Source organism: Planctomycetaceae bacterium, from assembly GCA_039680605.1.
Classification (GTDB): domain Bacteria; phylum Planctomycetota; class Phycisphaerae; order SM23-33; family SM23-33; genus JAJFUU01.
Map to the genome: position 1 here is coordinate 14,167 of JBDKTA010000070.1, position 17,346 is coordinate 31,512.

General features: G+C 59.6%; 19 protein-coding genes. 2 read left to right on the top strand and 17 right to left on the bottom strand.

The features are described from left to right. Window positions 1-320: 320 nt before the first annotated feature. Complete coding sequence (locus ABFD92_21075) at window positions 321-803, top strand: hypothetical protein (protein ID MEN6507036.1); 483 nt, start codon at window positions 321-323, stop codon at window positions 801-803. Window positions 804-1,048: 245 nt separating this feature from the next. Here the strand turns inward: ABFD92_21075 and ABFD92_21080 are convergent, their stop codons facing one another. From ABFD92_21080 to ABFD92_21135, 12 genes are all read right to left on the bottom strand, one after another. Then, a complete protein-coding gene (locus tag ABFD92_21080; GenBank protein ID MEN6507037.1) occupies window positions 1,049-1,792 on the bottom strand; it encodes a hypothetical protein in 744 nt (247 codons plus the stop codon). Between the two features lie 141 nt (window positions 1,793-1,933). Further along, a complete protein-coding gene (locus ABFD92_21085) occupies window positions 1,934-2,650 on the bottom strand; it encodes an HNH endonuclease (GenBank protein MEN6507038.1) in 717 nt (238 codons plus the stop codon). A gap of 32 nt (window positions 2,651-2,682) precedes the next feature. Continuing rightward, window positions 2,683-3,063, bottom strand: coding sequence for a hypothetical protein (locus ABFD92_21090; GenBank protein ID MEN6507039.1), 381 nt, complete (start codon window positions 3,061-3,063; stop codon window positions 2,683-2,685). Continuing rightward, entirely contained in the window at window positions 3,060-3,827 is a 768-nt protein-coding gene (locus tag ABFD92_21095; protein ID MEN6507040.1) for a hypothetical protein, read from the bottom strand. The genes ABFD92_21090 and ABFD92_21095 overlap by 4 nt, the downstream gene beginning before the upstream one ends. After that, complete coding sequence (locus ABFD92_21100; GenBank protein MEN6507041.1) at window positions 3,824-5,578, bottom strand: hypothetical protein; 1,755 nt, start codon at window positions 5,576-5,578, stop codon at window positions 3,824-3,826. Before ABFD92_21100 ends, ABFD92_21095 begins: the two co-directional genes overlap by 4 nt. Window positions 5,579-5,897: 319 nt before the next feature. Continuing rightward, window positions 5,898-7,343, bottom strand: coding sequence for a hypothetical protein (locus tag ABFD92_21105; GenBank protein MEN6507042.1), 1,446 nt, complete (start codon window positions 7,341-7,343; stop codon window positions 5,898-5,900). 1 nt (window position 7,344) lies between these two features. Next, the gene (locus ABFD92_21110; protein MEN6507043.1) at window positions 7,345-10,290 is read right to left on the bottom strand and encodes a hypothetical protein; all 2,946 of its coding nucleotides are present in this window, start codon (window positions 10,288-10,290) and stop codon (window positions 7,345-7,347) included. Window positions 10,291-10,471: 181 nt separating this feature from the next. Next, entirely contained in the window at window positions 10,472-10,750 is a 279-nt protein-coding gene (locus tag ABFD92_21115; GenBank protein MEN6507044.1) for a hypothetical protein, read from the bottom strand. 21 nt (window positions 10,751-10,771) lie between these two features. Next, a complete protein-coding gene (locus ABFD92_21120) occupies window positions 10,772-11,227 on the bottom strand; it encodes a hypothetical protein (protein ID MEN6507045.1) in 456 nt (151 codons plus the stop codon). Next, window positions 11,214-11,630: a hypothetical protein gene (locus ABFD92_21125; GenBank protein MEN6507046.1), complete on the bottom strand. Its 417-nt coding sequence runs from the start codon at window positions 11,628-11,630 to the stop codon at window positions 11,214-11,216. The genes ABFD92_21120 and ABFD92_21125 overlap by 14 nt, the downstream gene beginning before the upstream one ends. Window positions 11,631-11,643: 13 nt before the next feature. Then, window positions 11,644-12,129, bottom strand: coding sequence for a hypothetical protein (locus tag ABFD92_21130; GenBank protein ID MEN6507047.1), 486 nt, complete (start codon window positions 12,127-12,129; stop codon window positions 11,644-11,646). Then, the gene (locus ABFD92_21135) at window positions 12,129-12,758 is read right to left on the bottom strand and encodes a hypothetical protein (protein ID MEN6507048.1); all 630 of its coding nucleotides are present in this window, start codon (window positions 12,756-12,758) and stop codon (window positions 12,129-12,131) included. The genes ABFD92_21130 and ABFD92_21135 overlap by 1 nt, the downstream gene beginning before the upstream one ends. Window positions 12,759-12,802: 44 nt before the next feature. On the opposite strand from ABFD92_21135, the gene ABFD92_21140 reads away from it, so the two are divergent. Continuing rightward, complete coding sequence (locus ABFD92_21140; protein MEN6507049.1) at window positions 12,803-13,750, top strand: hypothetical protein; 948 nt, start codon at window positions 12,803-12,805, stop codon at window positions 13,748-13,750. Between the two features lie 76 nt (window positions 13,751-13,826). Here ABFD92_21140 and ABFD92_21145 read toward each other — a convergent pair whose 3' ends face one another. From ABFD92_21145 to ABFD92_21165, 5 genes are read right to left on the bottom strand one after another with little or no spacing between them, the layout of a single operon-like run. Next, window positions 13,827-14,861, bottom strand: a complete 1,035-nt coding sequence (locus ABFD92_21145; protein ID MEN6507050.1) for a hypothetical protein — start codon at window positions 14,859-14,861, stop codon at window positions 13,827-13,829. Window positions 14,862-14,865: 4 nt separating this feature from the next. Then, a complete protein-coding gene (locus ABFD92_21150) occupies window positions 14,866-15,138 on the bottom strand; it encodes a hypothetical protein (GenBank protein MEN6507051.1) in 273 nt (90 codons plus the stop codon). Between the two features lie 10 nt (window positions 15,139-15,148). Next, window positions 15,149-15,883, bottom strand: coding sequence for a LamG-like jellyroll fold domain-containing protein (locus ABFD92_21155; GenBank protein MEN6507052.1), 735 nt, complete (start codon window positions 15,881-15,883; stop codon window positions 15,149-15,151). Continuing rightward, window positions 15,880-16,515 carry a glycosyltransferase domain-containing protein gene (locus ABFD92_21160; protein ID MEN6507053.1) on the bottom strand — a complete coding sequence of 212 codons (636 nt, stop codon included), beginning with the start codon at window positions 16,513-16,515 and terminating at the stop codon, window positions 15,880-15,882. The genes ABFD92_21155 and ABFD92_21160 overlap by 4 nt, the downstream gene beginning before the upstream one ends. Window positions 16,516-16,557: 42 nt before the next feature. Then, entirely contained in the window at window positions 16,558-17,229 is a 672-nt protein-coding gene (locus ABFD92_21165) for a sulfotransferase (GenBank protein ID MEN6507054.1), read from the bottom strand. Between the last annotated feature and the right edge of the window lie 117 nt (window positions 17,230-17,346).

Sequence of the window (17,346 nt, forward strand, 5' to 3'; positions counted from 1 at the left end):
CGCTATGAGATGCCAGTTTGTTTTTACCCCGGTAGAGAAACAGAGCCTAATACGTGTCTGTGAGTTGCATTTTCTACCAGGCACCCAGGAAAGCCTGAAGGTAGACGGGTCTACAGTGCTTGATCCAGGCGATGCAATAGTTTTGGCTGGCTATGCGCTACCCTACTACCATTTCTTGTCAGATCGGCTTATCCATCATCCGGCGGTTCAGGACGCGCTATTCAATGGCCCGCACGCACGGCAGGATCAATAAGAAAGGTTCTGGCCCCTAGACAGTCAAGCCCCCTGGCAGCAGGGGGCTTTTGTGAGAGGAGTACGAAGTGAGCGACAATTACACCGATGAGATGAAGCAATCAACTGGCATCCTATGGGGTGGGCACGTTGCAGAAATCCCCTTACCGCATATTCGTAAGTGGCCCGGTCATAGTACTAAGCGCCCGGTCAGTGTAGCTATCCAGGTCTATGCAGTCGGAATCCATTACTCTGCTGATGTAAAGGAAGAGGATAATCCAGTCTGGAACCCTCTAACCCAAGCTCAAGCAAACCCAACCTGGAAGGAAATCCAGGGACCGGAATCAGAGTACGGCAAGCAGATAGTTGGTTGGCAGTCATCCTGGGATGATGTAGAGGGGAAGGGCAAGCAGTTCTTCTCTGACCGTTGCCTGAGTCGGCATTGGGTTATCAGGTGGCTTGAGGAAATACTGGCAAAGCACTTCAGCCCAGAAACCCATGAGATCCATGGGTGGAGTAGCAATTTGCTGAAAGAAATCCGTTGGGGCGGATATTTGAAGGAAGGTGACTAAGTGCCGGGTTGGGTGCCCTGCTCTTACCATGTGTGCAGAATGTGACAATTCCTTGATGGTTTTGTACAACTGCTAAGAAAAAGAGACAGCCCCCTGGTAACGAATCGCCAGGGGGCAAAACCCTTATATTCCATGCAAGGAAACTACCCTCTGTAGGGTAGTTTCTCGACACAGAATGTAATGCACAAGTCGCCGGTTTCAGTCCCGGCGACTCGCGATCTCCTCCCACTCGTGGCGGGTGAGGCTCACGGTACGCGGATTACCCACATCCGCCGTCCGCCGATCTCTTGCTGATAGACGACCGCCCCGGTCGAATATCCCCGATCGGCGTCAACGGCTTTCCCGTCCACCGTCCACACGGAGTTTAGATGTTGGTGGTCGGTGCCGCCCAGCATCCCCAGGCCCGACAAGCACGACGGCCCGCCTGCGACAAACATGAGGTGAGGCCCGCCCGCAGGTGGGAAGTAGTACGACCCCGGCCCCAGCCCGAACCCGATGTCGCCGCCGCTGTTCGTCGGCCCGAACACCCCCCGGTCCACCCCGCACTGTTGCAGCTCCGGAGGCAGAAACGGCGCATCCGGCCAGTACAAGACAACCGTCGCGTTTTCGACCGGTTGCCCGTTTATGTCAACGACGTGAGCGACCAACACAGACGGGCCGATAGAACAGCGCAGCTCGAGCAGGTTGCCCTCACTCCACGTCACCGCGCCAAAAGTGGTAGTTAGCCATAAGGTATTTGTAATCCCGCCGTCGCAGTCGTAGATCGTGACCGGCCCCGGTGTTGGTGTGGGCCCTGGCGTCGGGGTCGGTGGGACGCAGGTGCAAGGGCAGCCGCGTTCGACGTAGGGCAGGAAAGCGGCGGCGGTTGGGGTCATGGCCAGGCCGGGCAGGTCCGCCGGCGTTGGCAGCAGCAATGGCGAGGTGGTCAGAGTTGGCACCGTGCAGGCAGCCAGGGCAAACAGGATTAGGATAAACGTAATGGTCCTCATTCTCTATGATCCCCTTATCAGAAGCGGCTTAGATTGCCCCTGGCGGGTCTGGTATGCCCAGGGTTGCATACCTGTAAACGTGCGGAGGCAGCTTGGACAGGTCGCACCCCTCGCGGCGTTGCAAATCCAAGACATTGCCAATCAAATATGCTTCCATGCCCTGCGGTTGATTATGCGATTTATATGCCCGGTACTAACTCCGAACATGGCTGATAGTGCAGCCTGGACTATCCCTTTTGCAGACAATTCTCTAATCTCTCTCACTTTACGTTCTGTCAATTTTGCTTCGGCATGATCCTCCCCGCATATAGGGCGTGAGTGCACTCTTCTAACTCCCAGGACCCTAGAAGAATGTATCAGATTTTCTGACCGAGTGACATATTCAAGATTTTCAATCTGGTTGTCGCGTTTATTTCCATTCTTATGGTTAACCTCTTTTCCCGCCGGGCAAGGTCCAACAAACACAGACAGCACAAGGCGGTGAACAAGAAATACGGTCTGGTCCCCGGCCATGTATAGATGGACTTGAAGATAGCCGTCTCTCGTATTACCATAACGCAAAATCTGGCCCTTGTGTTTCCTTGTTTTTCCACCGTGTTCGATAACTGTGAAATCTACACTTCTCACCCGGCCCGCATTAGAAACCTGATAGTGGTCGCCAAATCCCGGTATGCTTTTCCATATTTCGTCCATAGCAAAGCGCCCTCCACAAGATTTGCCACCGTTGCTTGGACGAATGGCGGGACGTTTGTCCTCTTGCGAAGGGCGCTCTGCCCACAACTGATATTCAGTTATGAATGATCTCGATGGCTCTTTAGATGCAAAGCGCCCCGTTAATCCATTCGTCCAAGCATTCATAGTATAAACCATCTTGTGGGCAACGTCAAATATCAATTCGCATTAGGCGGCTCTGGTATTCCTATCACGACATACCAATAGATACGATCTGGCAACATCCTTAGATCGCAACCGTATTCACGCTGAAAATCAAGCAGCCATCCGATCCCTGCGTTATAGGCCGCCAATCCCCAAGCGGTGGACGGCTCGCACATCTGCCGGCCCTTGAGGTTTTCCAGGTAGCCCATAGCGCAGGCCGCCGAATCCTTCCACTTGAGCGGGTCGCCCTCGCAGCCCCGGCCCTCCCACACGGACGGGTGGATCTGAAAAGGCCCAAGCTCACCCCGTGCCCCAACGCCGCAAACCATATCCGGGCCGCACTCCTGAACGGACCAGGATTCCAGAAACGAGAGCGCCAGCAGCACAGCGGTCATGCGCCTAGCCACGCATCGTCGTTGTCGATGTCCACCCAGTCTACAATGTGATTCCAGCCGTTGCCATCGTCTATCGTGTTGTCAAATACCAGGCCGCAGCGCCTCGGCGCAAAGCCGCCGCCCGACAGCGTGGCGGCCTGCTTGGTCATTGTCCCGGTGATGCCAAACGGTGTATGCAGGTAGCTGTCAACGTCCCAGCTTATGAACGGAGCGCCTACGAGGTGCATGTGCAGTACCATTGCCGTGGGTATGGTCATGGCGTCGCCGTCGTTGACCACGACCACGCCGCCGCCGGTCCTATGCCGCCGCCGGACGATCCATTGTGTCGGGCTGGCTTGCGATACGCACAAGACCAACTCGACATAGTTGTTGTCTGTGGCGTCGTCAATCCGCAAGCCGCAATAAACGTCAACAGCATTGGCATACAACGCCACAGACGCCAGCTTGCAGCCGGCCGGAACGGTGCCGATGTTGTAGTACAAAAACGACCGTTGGCCCGCGGATGTCCTGACCTTGAGCAGCGAATCTTCCAACGTCACCGCGGCCGCGGCGGCGAATGGCGCGCCGGCCCACGTCCAGTAATCGGTGAGCGTCGCGGCGGCATAGCGGAAATGGTCGGTGATACTGTGCCGGCCGCCATAGTGCAAGCAGGTGAGCTGATCCCAGTAATCGAGCGCGCTGGTACAGCGCATCCCATGTTTTTGCAGCATGACCGCCACGTCGCGGGCATCTCTTGTCGCGTTGCGCTTGCCGAGTTGTCTCATGGCCTGGCCCCCGGATCTTGGATTGGCGGGAATGGCGACGCCGGCCCTTCCGGCTCCATCAGCGACAGGTCAAGCTGTGCTTTCAGTATTTCGCTTTCGTCAAGCAGCACCGTCTTTAGCGCCGCCCGGCTCCAACCATCGGCCATCTCTACCTCTTCGACGTAAAGGTCTTTATTGGTCGGCAGGAACGACCCCGGCTCGTTGAACCCGCTGCGGTAGGTCATATCGCGCACCACGCCCGGAACCATGCGCCAGGGGTTGGACGGGTTGACGCCGGACATGGTATCGAATATGCCGTCATTGCGCAGGAAGTAGCGCGGGTCCGTGCTGACCTGGGCATAGTGCAGCAGGCGATTGGCGGCAACCGCGACGTGCCACTGGTTGTGGCTTTGGTCGCCAAGGTTGACCAGCTCCATAATCCGGTCGAAGGGCCGCTCTTCCAGACTGACCGCCTGGACGACGGCCAGGGCGTTGGTCCCGAACGGGTCGATGCTGCCGGCCTTGAGGAATTGGCAATCGCCGGCGCCGGCCACCGATCCGCCGTGCGACTCACTCAAGCCGAACTCTGAGCCGACGATGGCTGAGATCCAGTCGCCGATTTTGTGCGACTGGCCGTCGCCTTCTGTCAAGTACAGCCAATTCGCGGTGAAAACGTAGCCACACACCTGGACATCCAGCGTCGCCTCGCCGGGCGGCTGGGCTGATACCGGGCGCATCCACGGCCAGGCGTTGCGCTTCCAGTAGGTGCCGCGAAACTCGATCGACGTGTCGTGGCTGTATTCGTCCAGGTGGACGATCTCCTCTTTGCGGCCATAGGTGTCCATCGGGTAAGGCGGCGAGTAGGCCGGCGGCGGCGCGGCGTTGACCTCGCCGATCTGCCAGTCGGTCTCGTAGACGCCGGGCAGGTATTCGTACATCTCGATATAGTCAAAGTCGGCGCGTGGGTAGACGTAGCCGCCGGGCAAGTCAAGCCGCAGCGGGGCAAGAATGAAAATCTGAATATCACCCTCAGACGGGCCAATAAACTCAATGCCGCGCTGCGTCCAGGTATTCAGCTTGACGCCGGTCGATTGCGGGTACACCACCCAATCGTCGACGCCGCTGCCGATATTCGGGTCGTTGATGCCGATCCGGCCGGGGTAGCCGTCGGGCGATTTCGTCCAGTAGGTCAGTTTGTACTTGTTGCCCGGCGTGATCGGGATATTCTGCCGGACGTAGGTCATCCCTTCCGGGTCGTCGTCCTGATCGGCGGTGAGCCGGACAAAGCGCAGGTTATCCACCGCGCCGCCGGGTGTGACACTGGCGATCGCGCCTCCGGTGCCCAGGTTCTCATACCAGCCGGCGAACACGTCCGAGCCGCCGTTGCCCAGCGTCTCGAATGAGAAGTTGCCGACGTGGTTGTCGCCGCTGTACTCTTCCTTGGTGTAGGTGGTCTTGACCGCGTTGGCCATCAGGTCCAACGAGCGCCGCCGCCGGACGCCGTTGACGGTCAGGTCCATCTCGCAGATCAGCCCTTCCCAGGTCGTGACCCCGCCGCTCGTTTCCTGGACGTGATAGCCCAACCACCGCTCAAACGCCGCCTGCAACCCTTTGGCGTCGCCGGTCTGGCGAAACGAGCCGAGCCAGTAGCCGCCATTGGCCCGGATCGACCGTCTCCAGTTGACATTGTAGCGGGTCAGGTCCATCTGGAACTTTGACCCGTTGGGGTCGATCACGCTGGAAAAGACGCGGAGATTGAACGGCTTGGGCATCTATCACCTACACGTCACATATTTTGTCACGTTAAACACTTGGCACTCGCCCGGTTCGTCTGTCATGTAGCCATCTAGGCGCATGGGCCGTTCTGGCGTGCCTGGAACATGCTCGGGCCATCTAATCCACACCAAGCATCCCCGGCACGGCTCAAAATAGTTGGACAGGTTGTCGCATGGCCTCGTGCCATACCACAGCTCAACCTGGGTCCAGACTGAAAACACGTCCGGCTGTTTCTTGGCGCTTGCCGCCACCGTGCCCAGGATGACGGCGGTCAGCAGTAGGGCAATCAATAGCTTTTTCATTTCGATCCTTTCGTTATGTCTGTTCGTCGTACCGATACGACAGCCATCGCGGGTAGTAGGTCATGGCCAGATGATAGCTGTCGGCGTGATTGTGTTGCGTCTGGCTCTGGCCCGCCATAACAACCGCGCCGCCCTCCTGCGGGATGTACCACACTAGCGGGATGATCGACAGCGCGTCGTTTACGGCATCCGGCGTGGCTCTGGTGTAGCCAATGGCGAACATGGTATCATTTGCCGATGTATAGATCACATCGCGCATTGTGTGCAGGGCATCGTAGTCGATAACAGACCCACTGACGTGTAAGAAGTGCTCCGACGGGATCAGGATAAACAAATCGCAATCCAGGCTGCCGGTGCCGGCTAACCGTTCGGCATACATGCTCAACATGAAAGATCTGATCCAGTTGCCATAATTCATGCCTGATTGACTTGCCGGCGGCAACTCGATCTCGCCTAGCTCGTACAGAAACCAGGACGTGCTGCTCATGTAAATCTCTTCATGGATGATCTGGTCACTATAGCCGCTTCTTAGTTGAATCCCGACAGTTGTTCCGGCAACCGTCGTCTTGGCCCGAACTAACACAAGGTAACGCCCGACGTAATCCTGTTCATTCCCGGCGGTGGTTGCTACGTCCTGGGTCTGGATATGGAACCGCTTTATCAGCGATGCGTCGGTAGCAAAGTCCGTCTGCTGCTTGGCGCTATTGCTGGCCGTGCCGTCGATGATGGCGGATGTATCGGCTACGTCGTCAATCGTTCCATTCTCGCATTGCCACTCCCCGTCAAAATTCGCCACGCCGTTGTGATAGGGCCGGATGCCGATCCAATACTCGTGCAATGGCGTGCCGATTAGCGACGTATCCAGGTAGACCTCCAGATTTGCGATACGGGCCGGCGCAGTGCCTTCGATATTGGTGATAACCCACTTATCAAAGGCCGGCAGAAGCTGAACGCCCTGGATTGTGTCGCTGATAGACGTGCTAACGTCGTTTTCCCACAGCGGGTGCCGGACCAACGTAAACTTGACGACGATGGTCAGACATTCGATCATCGGCGATATGCCGACCAGGGAGGGGTATTCCATCTGCCCGGTGTAAAGCAGCGCCCGCCGCTCCTCCTCGCCGTCGACGTGCCACTCAAGCCACCATTGCGCCGCCGCGGGCTTTAGGTCGTGGTACTGGCGCACCTCGTCTAGCACATCCTCCAGGCGCTTTAGCTCGTACAGCAGATTGGGAACCGTGTCCGTGGCAATCACGGAAAACGACTCGATCACATAGTCGTAATACTGAAAGCTAGGCTGATGCCCGAACGATGTGCGGTCGTACTTAACCGACGGCTTGCACGTCTCGGTTGACCACGAGCGGTCGATCAGCTTCCAGGGCGACGTGATCAGATCAATGGTCTCCGTTGGTACTACGTTGGTCGATTCGCACTTTGCCAGTCTAAAGCGGTGTGCCATGCTATCCCCCCATGCCGGCGGCCAGTCGCTGCTGTTGCCGGCCTCGCACGTTGGACAGCAGGGTAGCCGCCGCCAGCCGGTCGGTGACGGTGACATAGTAGGTGTCGCCGGTGACGGTCAGGTTGCCCGGTATCGGCGCCCCGTTCGAGGTTGCCCCTCCGCCGCCGGTTGCCCCGCCGGTTGCCCCGCTTGCCGATCCGCCGGTGAGCATCCCGGCCAATAGGGCTTGAATCAGGGCAACGATCTTGTTAGAGACCCACGCCGAAAAGCTGGCCCAGTTCTCTTCAATGCCAGCTTGGATACCGTCTAGCATAGAGCCGCCAACCTTTTTCATGTTGGTTTCCATGTTGCCGAACGCACCGATGATGTCCCGCGATAGCCCCTCGGCGGCCTTGACCGTTTCGTCGCCCTTGGACTCTACCGAGTTTTTGATATTTTTCATGGCGGTATCGACAACGCCCTCGGCCTCGCCCATGGTATCATCCATGACGTACTTGGTATTAGCCGCCGTGTTTTCGACCTCAGTCAGCGCCGCTTTCGTGCCGGTTTCCGTTTCCGTTTGCACGCCGGCCACGATGCCCGCCAGCTCTGCGTTTGTCTCTTGCGCCTGGCTTGCCGTGGTATCGAGCATCGTGGTCAGGTTGCTGGTATAGCCTCCGATGATGCCGGTCAAGCCTTCGTCCAGGCCCATCATACCCGACTGCAACAGCGCCCACACCTCATCGGCAGTATCAGCCACCCCGGACAGCGCGCCCATGCGCTGGGTAGCCCACTGCGCCAACAGGCCAGACTCTTCCGCGACCTGTAGGGCCATCTGGACAATCGCGTCTTGCCGGGCCTGCTGTTGGGCGGCAAGCTCTGCGGCGCGCTCCGCCTCAAGCGCGGCTCGGCGGTTGCCTATCTCGGCATTTACCGCCGCCGTTTCGTCGGCCTGTGCGGCGGCGACCTGATCGGCGTGCTCTTGCCATGCTGCCGTGCCGGTGTTGATCAGCCCCGGCAGCTCGCCCTCGTAGAAATCGGCCTTGAGTTGCGCCGCCCATTCTTTGACCCCCACGTCCGGCGGCTTGGCGTAGCCCATCGCGGTCAGGGCAGCATACCAGGGCGATTCGACGCCATTCTGAATGATGTCTTGCAGGCGCAAGCCCCATTCGTCCCAAGCGTCGGCAGCCATGCCCATGCGCTCGGCAACTGTCGTGGCATCGGGCAGGCTGGCCTTGAACTTGTCGGCAATGCCGCCATACGCTGCGCTGGCATCGGCTTCTAGCTGGGCCAGGGCATCAGCGTAATTCTCTGCCGATTGGCTGGCCTCCCGGTCCATGTTGCGCAGCTCGATAATGCTATTGGCGACCGTCCCGGTTATGGCGAGTTGGATGTCCTTTGCCTTTTGGGCGGCGTTGTTGTATATCTCAACAGCCTTGCTCGCTATGTCAACCGCGCGGGCATAAGCCACCATTGCGCCGGTTGCGCCGTCCGTGGCTTGCATGGCCTCGGTGAGCACCCGTGCCCGTGTTTGCTCGAATGAGGCGTAATTTTCAGCCTCACGCCGGCCGTTGTACTCTGCCCGCGTCAGGTTGATGATCTTGTCGGTCAAGAACTTGGCTTCGTCGGCGCTGTAGCCCATGGCCTGCGCCCACTTGGAAACGGTCGCCTTGTTTTGCAGCGCGGTCAGTGTCATGTCGTCCAGGCCGTCGACCATCTCGGCAATCGCTCGCTCCGACTCCGCGATCAGCTCTGGCGCGCCTTCCAGCGCCCAGGCAAAGCCCTCGCCAAACGCCTGGTCAACCTTGTCCAGAAAGTAGTCCATCTCTTTCTGGGAGTCTTTCAGGCTCTTGACGAACGCATCGTCGGTTGCGCCGGCTTGCGCTTTTGCCAGATCGTACAGCCCCTCTGACAACTCGTAGGCTTTCAGGTTGGCCGCCTCAAGCCTGCCGATATACTCAACATAAGAGCTAGAAGATTCTAGGACGGCGATTGCTTCGTCTTGGTGCGCTTTTTCGTTGTTCTTGATCGCCATGACCAACGCGGCCAGGCCGCCGATGACAATGGCCCCGCCGGCGACGATCGGGTTTGCGGCTATCAGGCCCAGCGCCGTGCTGATACCGCCGATCGCCGTCGTTACCGGGCCGGCCAGGGCGGCTATCCCGGCGATAGCCATAACGGTTTTCATGACCGGATCGGGTAGGGCGGTGAACTTGCCAACTAGATCGCCAACAACCCCGATAAGTTGGGTAGCGATTGGCAATAGCCGTTGCCCGAGCATGGCCGCCGCGTTTTCAAGCTCCGCCTTGGCGATGCGCGTAGAGTTTGCCAGGCCGTCAGACGTGCGGGCAAAGTCACCCTGTGCGTTTTTCGTCTGTTGCAGGATCAGGCTGTAACGGGCCTGGACAGCTATCTGCGCCGACATCTCCTGTCCGGCCTTGATTAGCCCCAAGCGCAGCGCCTCAGCCTGCACGACGGCTTGATTGATGTTGACGCCAAGGGTGCGCAGTGGCTCGACTTCGCCAACCAGGCCAGATCGCAGCTTTTCCAGGGCAAGGCCGGGATCGATGTTGTTGAACGATGCCAGGTCGCCGGCAAGCTCTACTAACCCCTTGCTCATCTTGGCCGATTCTTCTTGGGCCATGCCCATCGAGGTAAACAGGTTGCCGAACGTGCCCGCCGCCTCAAGCGCCTGGCGGCTGCTCTGGCCAAACGCCTGCGCCGATGCCTTGGCCCACGACTGGACAGAATCGGCGGCGTCGCCGAAAACAACGTCCACCTTATTCATGCTCTCGGACAGGTCCGACGCCATTTTGACCGATGCCGTGCCAAGTGCGACGATCGGCAAGGTGACGGCGGCGGTTAGCTTTGTGCCAACCTCCGTCATTTTCTTGCCGACAGCAGTCAGCACCTTCGACGCCTTGTCGGATGCCGTTATTTCGATTTGGATCGTGTTTCTAGTCGGCATTATCTACGTCCAGCCTCGTTCTCTTTCGCCATGCACTCCAGGTGCGCCTGGATACGGCTCCAGTCCTCTTCGTCGAGCTGGGAGGGCAGGCAGTGATACACGTCACGGCACAGCCTATATTCCACATACTCCCACGGCGGCTGGCCGACGCCTGTCCATAGGTATTCGGCCAGCCGCTGCTTTAGTTTTTTGTGGTGCCTGTCAGCGCGTCATTGATGAAGGTGATCTCGTCTGCGGTCAGCAGCTCAAAGACGCCCGGATCGTCCTTTGGTTGTGGCAATGGGCTACCTTCGTCGTCAACCCAGTTCCAACCCAGGACGATGCGGGCCAGCGACTCATTGCCGCCGATGCCTGCCATCTCTCGCGCTTCCTTGACCGTCGGCTTGCGGACCTCAACCCAGGAGTCATCGCCCTGGATCGCCGCGCTAACCAAGCGCTTGACATTTTGCCGCTTTGGCATGTGCGTTCCTTTCCCGCTGCCTTACGTGGTCAGCGTCTTGTGGGTGATCGTGCCGTACACGGTGAACCCGCCCATGATCGGGCCGGCTTCGCCCGCGTTGCCCGGCGGATACTTGAACGTCTTGAGCACGCCGTCAACGGTGTACTCTTCGTCGCCCACGTCGCCGCCGCCCGGACTCCAGGCCACACAGATGTCCGCACCACAGCCCACCGACTCAAAGATCGCCTGTGCCTGCTCATAGGCTTCGGTGTTCTGCTCGGTGTAGACGATGTTGAACGCCACGTTGGACGGCTGAATCTTGCCGGCCTTGACGATGGCCCGCAGGCCGTCGAACGTGTACGTTTCGCCGGTCATCCGTTCGGTATCGCCCGGATCGACGGCGTTGGTCGAGCCGCTGATGTTCGTCCAGGTCAGGCAGTCGGTTGACACCCGGACCCGCAGGCAGCTCATGGGCAGAGCATTGTTAGTTTGTGCCATCTTTTACCTCCGTAACTTTGGCTTTCCGTGCCCTTGATTTCTTTTTCTTGTCGCACCCGTCGCAGTCCTCTTTCACTTTGTACGGGTCTTTCAGATACCAGCCCTCGGGGGCCGGGTATTGCAGCAGGTCTTTCGCTTCTTTCTGCCACTGTTGGACCTGTTCGGGAAACTCGTATGCCGCCGGGTCCACCTCCGCCGCGTCTGCCAGCGTCTCGACCCCCAGGATCGGCTGGCGGTCATTCCAGACCGGCAGATCGCGCAATGGCGGCGCGGCGACCTCGGCGATCTTGCCCAGCTTCAGTAGGATCGGGATCGCCTTTTGGCTGATGCGATGCCCCGGAAACAGCTCGCCCCGCCTGATCCCAATGTCCAGATCCGATAACGCCCGGTACAGCATGGGCATGACCACCCCCTCTCTAAAAGACCACCAAATTGAGCGTGAACCGCGCGCCCATGTAACCGACGCCGCCATAGTCGAATATCACCCGCTGCCACGACCAACGGAAGGAGCGGATCGGCCCTTTCGTCGCCCCGGCCACGGTCAGGCCGAACAGCGGGCAATCCAGCGTCTCCAGAATGTCCTCGATCTGGTCAATCGCCGTCACCAGCCGGGCCATGTCCTCGCCGATGTTTGACCGCTGATTGGCGTACACGTCGGCCAGAATCGTGTATTCCTTCTGGCGGTGCTTGACGTTGCCCGTCGCCAGGTCGGTGAATGCCGTCCGGTCGGTTGCCTGGCCCCGGTCGGTGCCGGTGTTGGCATCGGGATAGACTTGCAGCATCGGCGTATCATGGATGCCCTCTGTCAACTCGTCAAAGGTCTGCGAGCGAACCAGGCTGGCCGCCGCGCTCAGTGTCGTCTCTACCGCGTCAACGATCTGATGGACTGTTACCGTTGCCATTATCGCCGCCCCACCGACGGCCGGATCAGCCGCCCTTCGATCAGGATTAGTTTGACCTCGGGGTCCATCGCCGCCCGGTATAGCAGCATCCCCAGCTCGCCGCTTGCCAGCACGTCAGACCACGCCGATTGCCCGCGCTTGTAGGCTCTGGCCGCAAGGACAATGGTTGCTTCGCGGACCATAGCCGGCACGGTGACGGCGTTGCCCCACTTGGCGGTCACTTCGACATTGGGGTAGCCGCCGGCATAGTACCAGGTCGAATAATCGCCGTTTTCGTCCATCCGCAGGGCGGTGTAGGGCGTGACGTTGTACTCGGGCCGCCGCCTGTCGCCGGTCGCTTTGAGATAGTCGGCCGCGGCCAGTGTGGCATAGGTGTCGGTCGCCGATGTCTTGAGCCGGACCTGTGTCACCTCTACACACTCATCGATCCGCTGCCACTCCGAGCCACTTCCGGGGTAGATGCGCGCCGAGGCGATGGTATCGGCGACAAAGCCGTCAGGCCGCTGGCATACGGCGTCTATCACCTCTGAGGCGGCGTCGATGATGAATTGGATCGCGGGATCGTCCAGGGTTGACGTTTTGTCTATCGCCGCCCTGAATGTTGCAACATCGACATAGCTACTTGACATTACACACTCTCCGTGTTGTACTGCCAATCTATAGGAGAACTAACATGAGCCGCACCGCGACGACAGCTATTTGTGAATATTGCCATCAGCCATACAGTCTTCCCCAATGCAAGGTTGGCAAGCAACGATATTGCTCCCAGTCTTGCCGTGCCAAAGGGAGCCCCCCTCCCGGTATCCCCCAACCTAAAGAGAAGATTGCCAAGACTTGCCAATATTGCGGCAAGGAGTTTTTTGTCCATCAATACCGCGCTGATACAGCTAAGTATTGCAGCCGTTCGTGTCAACGGAGATCGCATCCGACGTACAACAGGACCCCGGATGCCATTCGCGCCGAGATTATTATTGCATATCGGGCGGGCGCTAATTCCCCGCAACTTGCGACTCAATACAATTGCGCGATAACCACAGTGTGCCAGATATTGAAACAGGCAGGCGTGAAATGCAGGCCCCAGATGGGAGGCTCTCTCCATACGCCAAAGGCCCGTGAAAGACAGCGACAGAACATGCCACGCGGCAAGGATCATCCCAACCACAAGGAGGTGCCAATTGGGGAGATTGTCACCAAATATTTGGCGGGAGTATCTACCCCCAAGATAGCCAGTGATTACGGCGTATCCGCCATATTTGTGGCGCGCAGGCTGGAAGCTGCCGGCATAGAACGCAGGCGCCCCGGCTATCCCCATTGGTGTACCTGTCAAGATGGGCACGTTGCCCAATCCCACCTTGAACAAGCCATTGATGATTGGCTTTCCGGTTGCGGCATTGCCCATGAACTGCATCCCCTGTGCCCCTGGCCCGGCAAGAATCGCGCTGATTTCCTGGTCAATGGCACGTACATTGAAGTCTGGGGCCTGGAAGGCAATAAGCGTTATGATGCCAACCGCCTCAAGAAACTTGCAAAGTATCGAGAACACAACGCGCCGCTGATTCAAATCTTTCCTCATCATATTCTTGACGGTGATCTATCAACCGTCCTACAGACTCTCCTATAAACAAAAATGCCGCCTCCCGGCAGGCTCTAGGCTCTGCCAGTTGGCGGCGTTCCTCTCGGACTGCCGTTGTTGTCGGTTACGCCGTGATGCGCGTCACCGTCTGCCCTAGATTGAACTCGCCTTCGCTCACTACCGTATCGGCCCCGGCGGCGATGCCCGTTTTCACCTGCCACACCCGCCCGGCCCGAGGCGGGATTCCGGTCTGCGACTTGTTGACCACAATGGTGATGTTGCCCGCTACTGCATCGGTGACGGTCAGCGTCGCGTTGACCCCGACGCCCACCGCGCCGTTAATGTACTGCAAGCCGGCGGTCTCTTCGACCTGCAAGAATGACGCGGTATCGGCCTCCGTCGCCGGGTCGTCTTTCACGCCGAACCATAGCGACGTGCGGCCTACCAGCGAGCCCAGGCCGCTGATATTGATCGTCCAGGTCGTATAGGGCCGGACGGTGATCCGCCCGCCGGCAATGACAGATACCACCGTGATCGTCGTGGCCGCACTCAACCAGTTGCGCAGCGCCTCAAGGCTGTCGGTCGTGTTGTTGTAGGTCGCGCCCGCCGTCGTGGCGTTGATCTCTGCCAGCGTCGCGGCGTCTGTCGTCATGCCCGCCAGCGCGCCCAGCCAATCGGCAAGCGAGGTGATCCCGGCAAAATAGGCGTTGGCTACGATGGCCGCCACGATCTCGTTTACGGCACTGAGAGCCAATTCGTCGGCGCCTATGGCATCGGTCGCGATGGCGTTGTTGGTGATGACACTGTTGTTGATCGCCGATACCGTGCAGGCCGCGTCAATTTCGGCGGCGTGGACAAACACCAGGGCAAAGCCGCTGCACCATTGCCCGCCTAGCGCATCCTCCCATTTGACCATGATGCGCCCGCCCGCCGCCGCTGCCGTCGTTTCAGCCGCAGACAGCACGACTTCGACCTGCGCCCCGGCAGCCGGGCTGACCGTCGGCAGGTTATCACAGTTTGCCCAGCCGCCGCCGTTGATCGACCGCTGAAAATCGCCAAGCGCCAGGGTTGGCGGCGTTTGCAGCAGTTTTGTGTCCGCTATCTGGTACAGGCAAACGCCAAAGGTGAAGGTTGACCCGGCAATCGCAACAGTTGACATGGCTCTACACAAACGCCCCAATCAGCTTGTAGATTGCATTGCGGCTTGACGTGGTGACGACGCTATCAGGCAGCGCGGCCAAGACAGCACACAGCGCCTCAAAGTCGGCCTGGGTGTAGCCTTCCGGCCACTCGAAACCGGCCAGCGCCGCAACGCCCAGCGCCCCGAACCGCTCGCCCACGCGGTCGATCAGGTCGTGGATCTCCGCCAGGTCCTCTTTGATCCGGTTGACATCGTTGACCGTCTGATAGACCAGATACGTTCCTTGTACGCTCATTCGTTACCTCCTAAACGTCCGACCATCCAGCCGGCCCGCCTACTATCATCTGCCCGCCCCAGGTCGGCTCACCGGCCCCTTTGAACGTGCCATCATTGCCCCCCGCCGATTCGTCGTCCAGGGCAACCCCCGCGCCGCCCTCGGTGCGGCCATTCCAACAGGCAACCGTCCAGGTGGCGGCGCTCAGTGGTTTGTGAAACGTGCCGGCGGCGTACAGGGCCGCCACGTTGATGATGCCCGGCGCTATCCCTATCGCCGCCAGTTGCCCATTCCAGCAGTACGCGTCGCTGTTGCCACGCCCGATTTGGTTATAGACTAGATTGCCGACGGCAACACCAAGCGGAGCCGCCGTCACGTCTACTCCGTTTCTAAACACTGTCATCGTCGCCGGACCAACCGGACAGACGGCGGCAAGGTGAGTCCAGGTCAGCGCCGCGCTGGCATTCGATTGAGCAGCACCGCCGAACGCATTGTAAATCAGGTTGCCGGCAGACATCGCCAGTATAGGTCCGGCCGCTCCGTTTTTCCCAATCACCACGTCCCAGTTCCAGGCAGCGGTCCGTTTTGTCCAGGCCACGATGGTAAACGGCGGCGCGATGGTGATACCGGCCAGCGAGATATAGTCATTTGCGCCGTCGAATGTCAGGTAGTAGCAGGGAAGAACAGGCGCCGCCCCGCCATACGCCCCGCTGATTTCCAGGTCAGAGCCGAACACGAGCGGCTGAGTGTGGCGCAAGATGATCATGCCCCATGCTCCCGGCACACAAACCACGGATGCGACCGACGCCGCCAGCCCATGCCGCCGTTAATCGGGTTGACGCGCACCTTGTCGCCCATGAGCCAGCGCACATAATCGAAGCTCAGTTGGTCCCTGGCGCTGCCCTTGACGATCTCCGCCCACCATAGCGCCATGAACTCACGGACGGCGGGCGTGTCCCGTTTCGCCATGATGCACGTTTCGCCTAGCCCGAAATGGGCCGGGAATCCATCGGCCCTGTACCGCTCCATCTGCGCGTCTACGACCTCCGCCGCATCCTTGCCCTTCTTGACCACCCGCCGCGCCTCGCCATAGATGCAGTCGCCCGCCGGGTGTTTGAACAGCGCCAGATCGTAGCCGTCGAGCCACGCGCCAAGCACCTCCGCCACCGGAACAGCAAGCGCGATGTTACCGTCGATCCACAACGACTCCGCCGCCGGGAATGACAGCAGCTTGAACTGCCGTGCCGTGCGCCGCCGGTCTGTCTGCGGTATGGATGTCCATACCTCCCAGCCCTCGCACATCTGCCCGCCGGTGTAGGCGACGAACCGGCCCGGTACGGTCGGTGTTTGCAGTTTGTCGTAGCCGCCAAAGATAGCGGTGTAGGCTGCTTGATCCATGCTCACATTGTACCTTGTCTAGCGGTTGCCCCTTTGCCGTTGTCAGCCATTGTGATTCATGTCGCACCGGCAGAATTGGACGGCCCGGTCGATCTGCTTGTCGCTGGCAGGCATGACCGCCGTGCCGTCGCGTGCAAAAGCGTTCAGCGCCCGCACCCAGGCCATCGGCTCTTTCAGCAGCGGCCGGTAGCTGACCTCCAATGTCGGACCGTCAAATACCGCGATCTGCCGCTCCATCGCCTCGCGCCAGGTGGACAAGATCGCCCGCGCGTGCGGTGGGTCCATGCGCAACGCGCCTCCGTAACTGACGATGCTGTGCTTGACCAGGCTGGCCACCGACGCCTCGAAATCGCGCCGGACGATGACCAGCCGGGCGTCCTTGAGGTAGGGCGTGATCCAATGCAGCGTGAAGCATAGCCGCGGGCACTTCATCCCCCACAACGGCTTGCGCTGGCATTCGTCGGCAAGCTCTTTGTAGGCCAGGCGTTGCTCACCGCCGATGTCGTTGGGCTGGCTCGTGCCGTAACGGATGCCGGTGATGCGCTTATGCAGCGCCTGCCAGCGGAGATCCTCAAAGTATCCGAGCTTGTTGTTGGCGTCCGACGGCTGAAGGTGCCCATCGCCCATGTCGACGCCCAGGGTGTGCAGGATGCCGGCGACAAGCGACGTACCCGAGCGCGGGATGCCCAAGACGACAACGCAGCGACTAGGCAAGGAATCCTCCATGCTCTTTACCTCCAACGGTCAGAATCAGCCCGGCCAATCGCCATGATACCCACGCGCTGACCAACCGCCCGTTGTACTGGCGCAACACGTGATAGTGTGAGCGCC

Coding starts and splice junctions, on each gene's coding strand:
- ABFD92_21080 (MEN6507037.1), bottom strand. CDS start 1,792: ATGAGGACCATTACGTTTATCCTAATCCTGTTTGCCCTGGCTGCCTGC.
- ABFD92_21085 (MEN6507038.1), bottom strand. CDS start 2,650: ATGAATGCTTGGACGAATGGATTAACGGGGCGCTTTGCATCTAAAGAG.
- ABFD92_21090 (MEN6507039.1), bottom strand. CDS start 3,063: ATGACCGCTGTGCTGCTGGCGCTCTCGTTTCTGGAATCCTGGTCCGTT.
- ABFD92_21095 (MEN6507040.1), bottom strand. CDS start 3,827: ATGAGACAACTCGGCAAGCGCAACGCGACAAGAGATGCCCGCGACGTG.
- ABFD92_21100 (MEN6507041.1), bottom strand. CDS start 5,578: ATGCCCAAGCCGTTCAATCTCCGCGTCTTTTCCAGCGTGATCGACCCC.
- ABFD92_21105 (MEN6507042.1), bottom strand. CDS start 7,343: ATGGCACACCGCTTTAGACTGGCAAAGTGCGAATCGACCAACGTAGTA.
- ABFD92_21110 (MEN6507043.1), bottom strand. CDS start 10,290: ATGCCGACTAGAAACACGATCCAAATCGAAATAACGGCATCCGACAAG.
- ABFD92_21115 (MEN6507044.1), bottom strand. CDS start 10,750: ATGCCAAAGCGGCAAAATGTCAAGCGCTTGGTTAGCGCGGCGATCCAG.
- ABFD92_21120 (MEN6507045.1), bottom strand. CDS start 11,227: ATGGCACAAACTAACAATGCTCTGCCCATGAGCTGCCTGCGGGTCCGG.
- ABFD92_21125 (MEN6507046.1), bottom strand. CDS start 11,630: ATGCCCATGCTGTACCGGGCGTTATCGGATCTGGACATTGGGATCAGG.
- ABFD92_21130 (MEN6507047.1), bottom strand. CDS start 12,129: ATGGCAACGGTAACAGTCCATCAGATCGTTGACGCGGTAGAGACGACA.
- ABFD92_21135 (MEN6507048.1), bottom strand. CDS start 12,758: ATGTCAAGTAGCTATGTCGATGTTGCAACATTCAGGGCGGCGATAGAC.
- ABFD92_21140 (MEN6507049.1), top strand. CDS start 12,803: ATGAGCCGCACCGCGACGACAGCTATTTGTGAATATTGCCATCAGCCA.
- ABFD92_21145 (MEN6507050.1), bottom strand. CDS start 14,861: ATGTCAACTGTTGCGATTGCCGGGTCAACCTTCACCTTTGGCGTTTGC.
- ABFD92_21150 (MEN6507051.1), bottom strand. CDS start 15,138: ATGAGCGTACAAGGAACGTATCTGGTCTATCAGACGGTCAACGATGTC.
- ABFD92_21155 (MEN6507052.1), bottom strand. CDS start 15,883: ATGATCATCTTGCGCCACACTCAGCCGCTCGTGTTCGGCTCTGACCTG.
- ABFD92_21160 (MEN6507053.1), bottom strand. CDS start 16,515: ATGGATCAAGCAGCCTACACCGCTATCTTTGGCGGCTACGACAAACTG.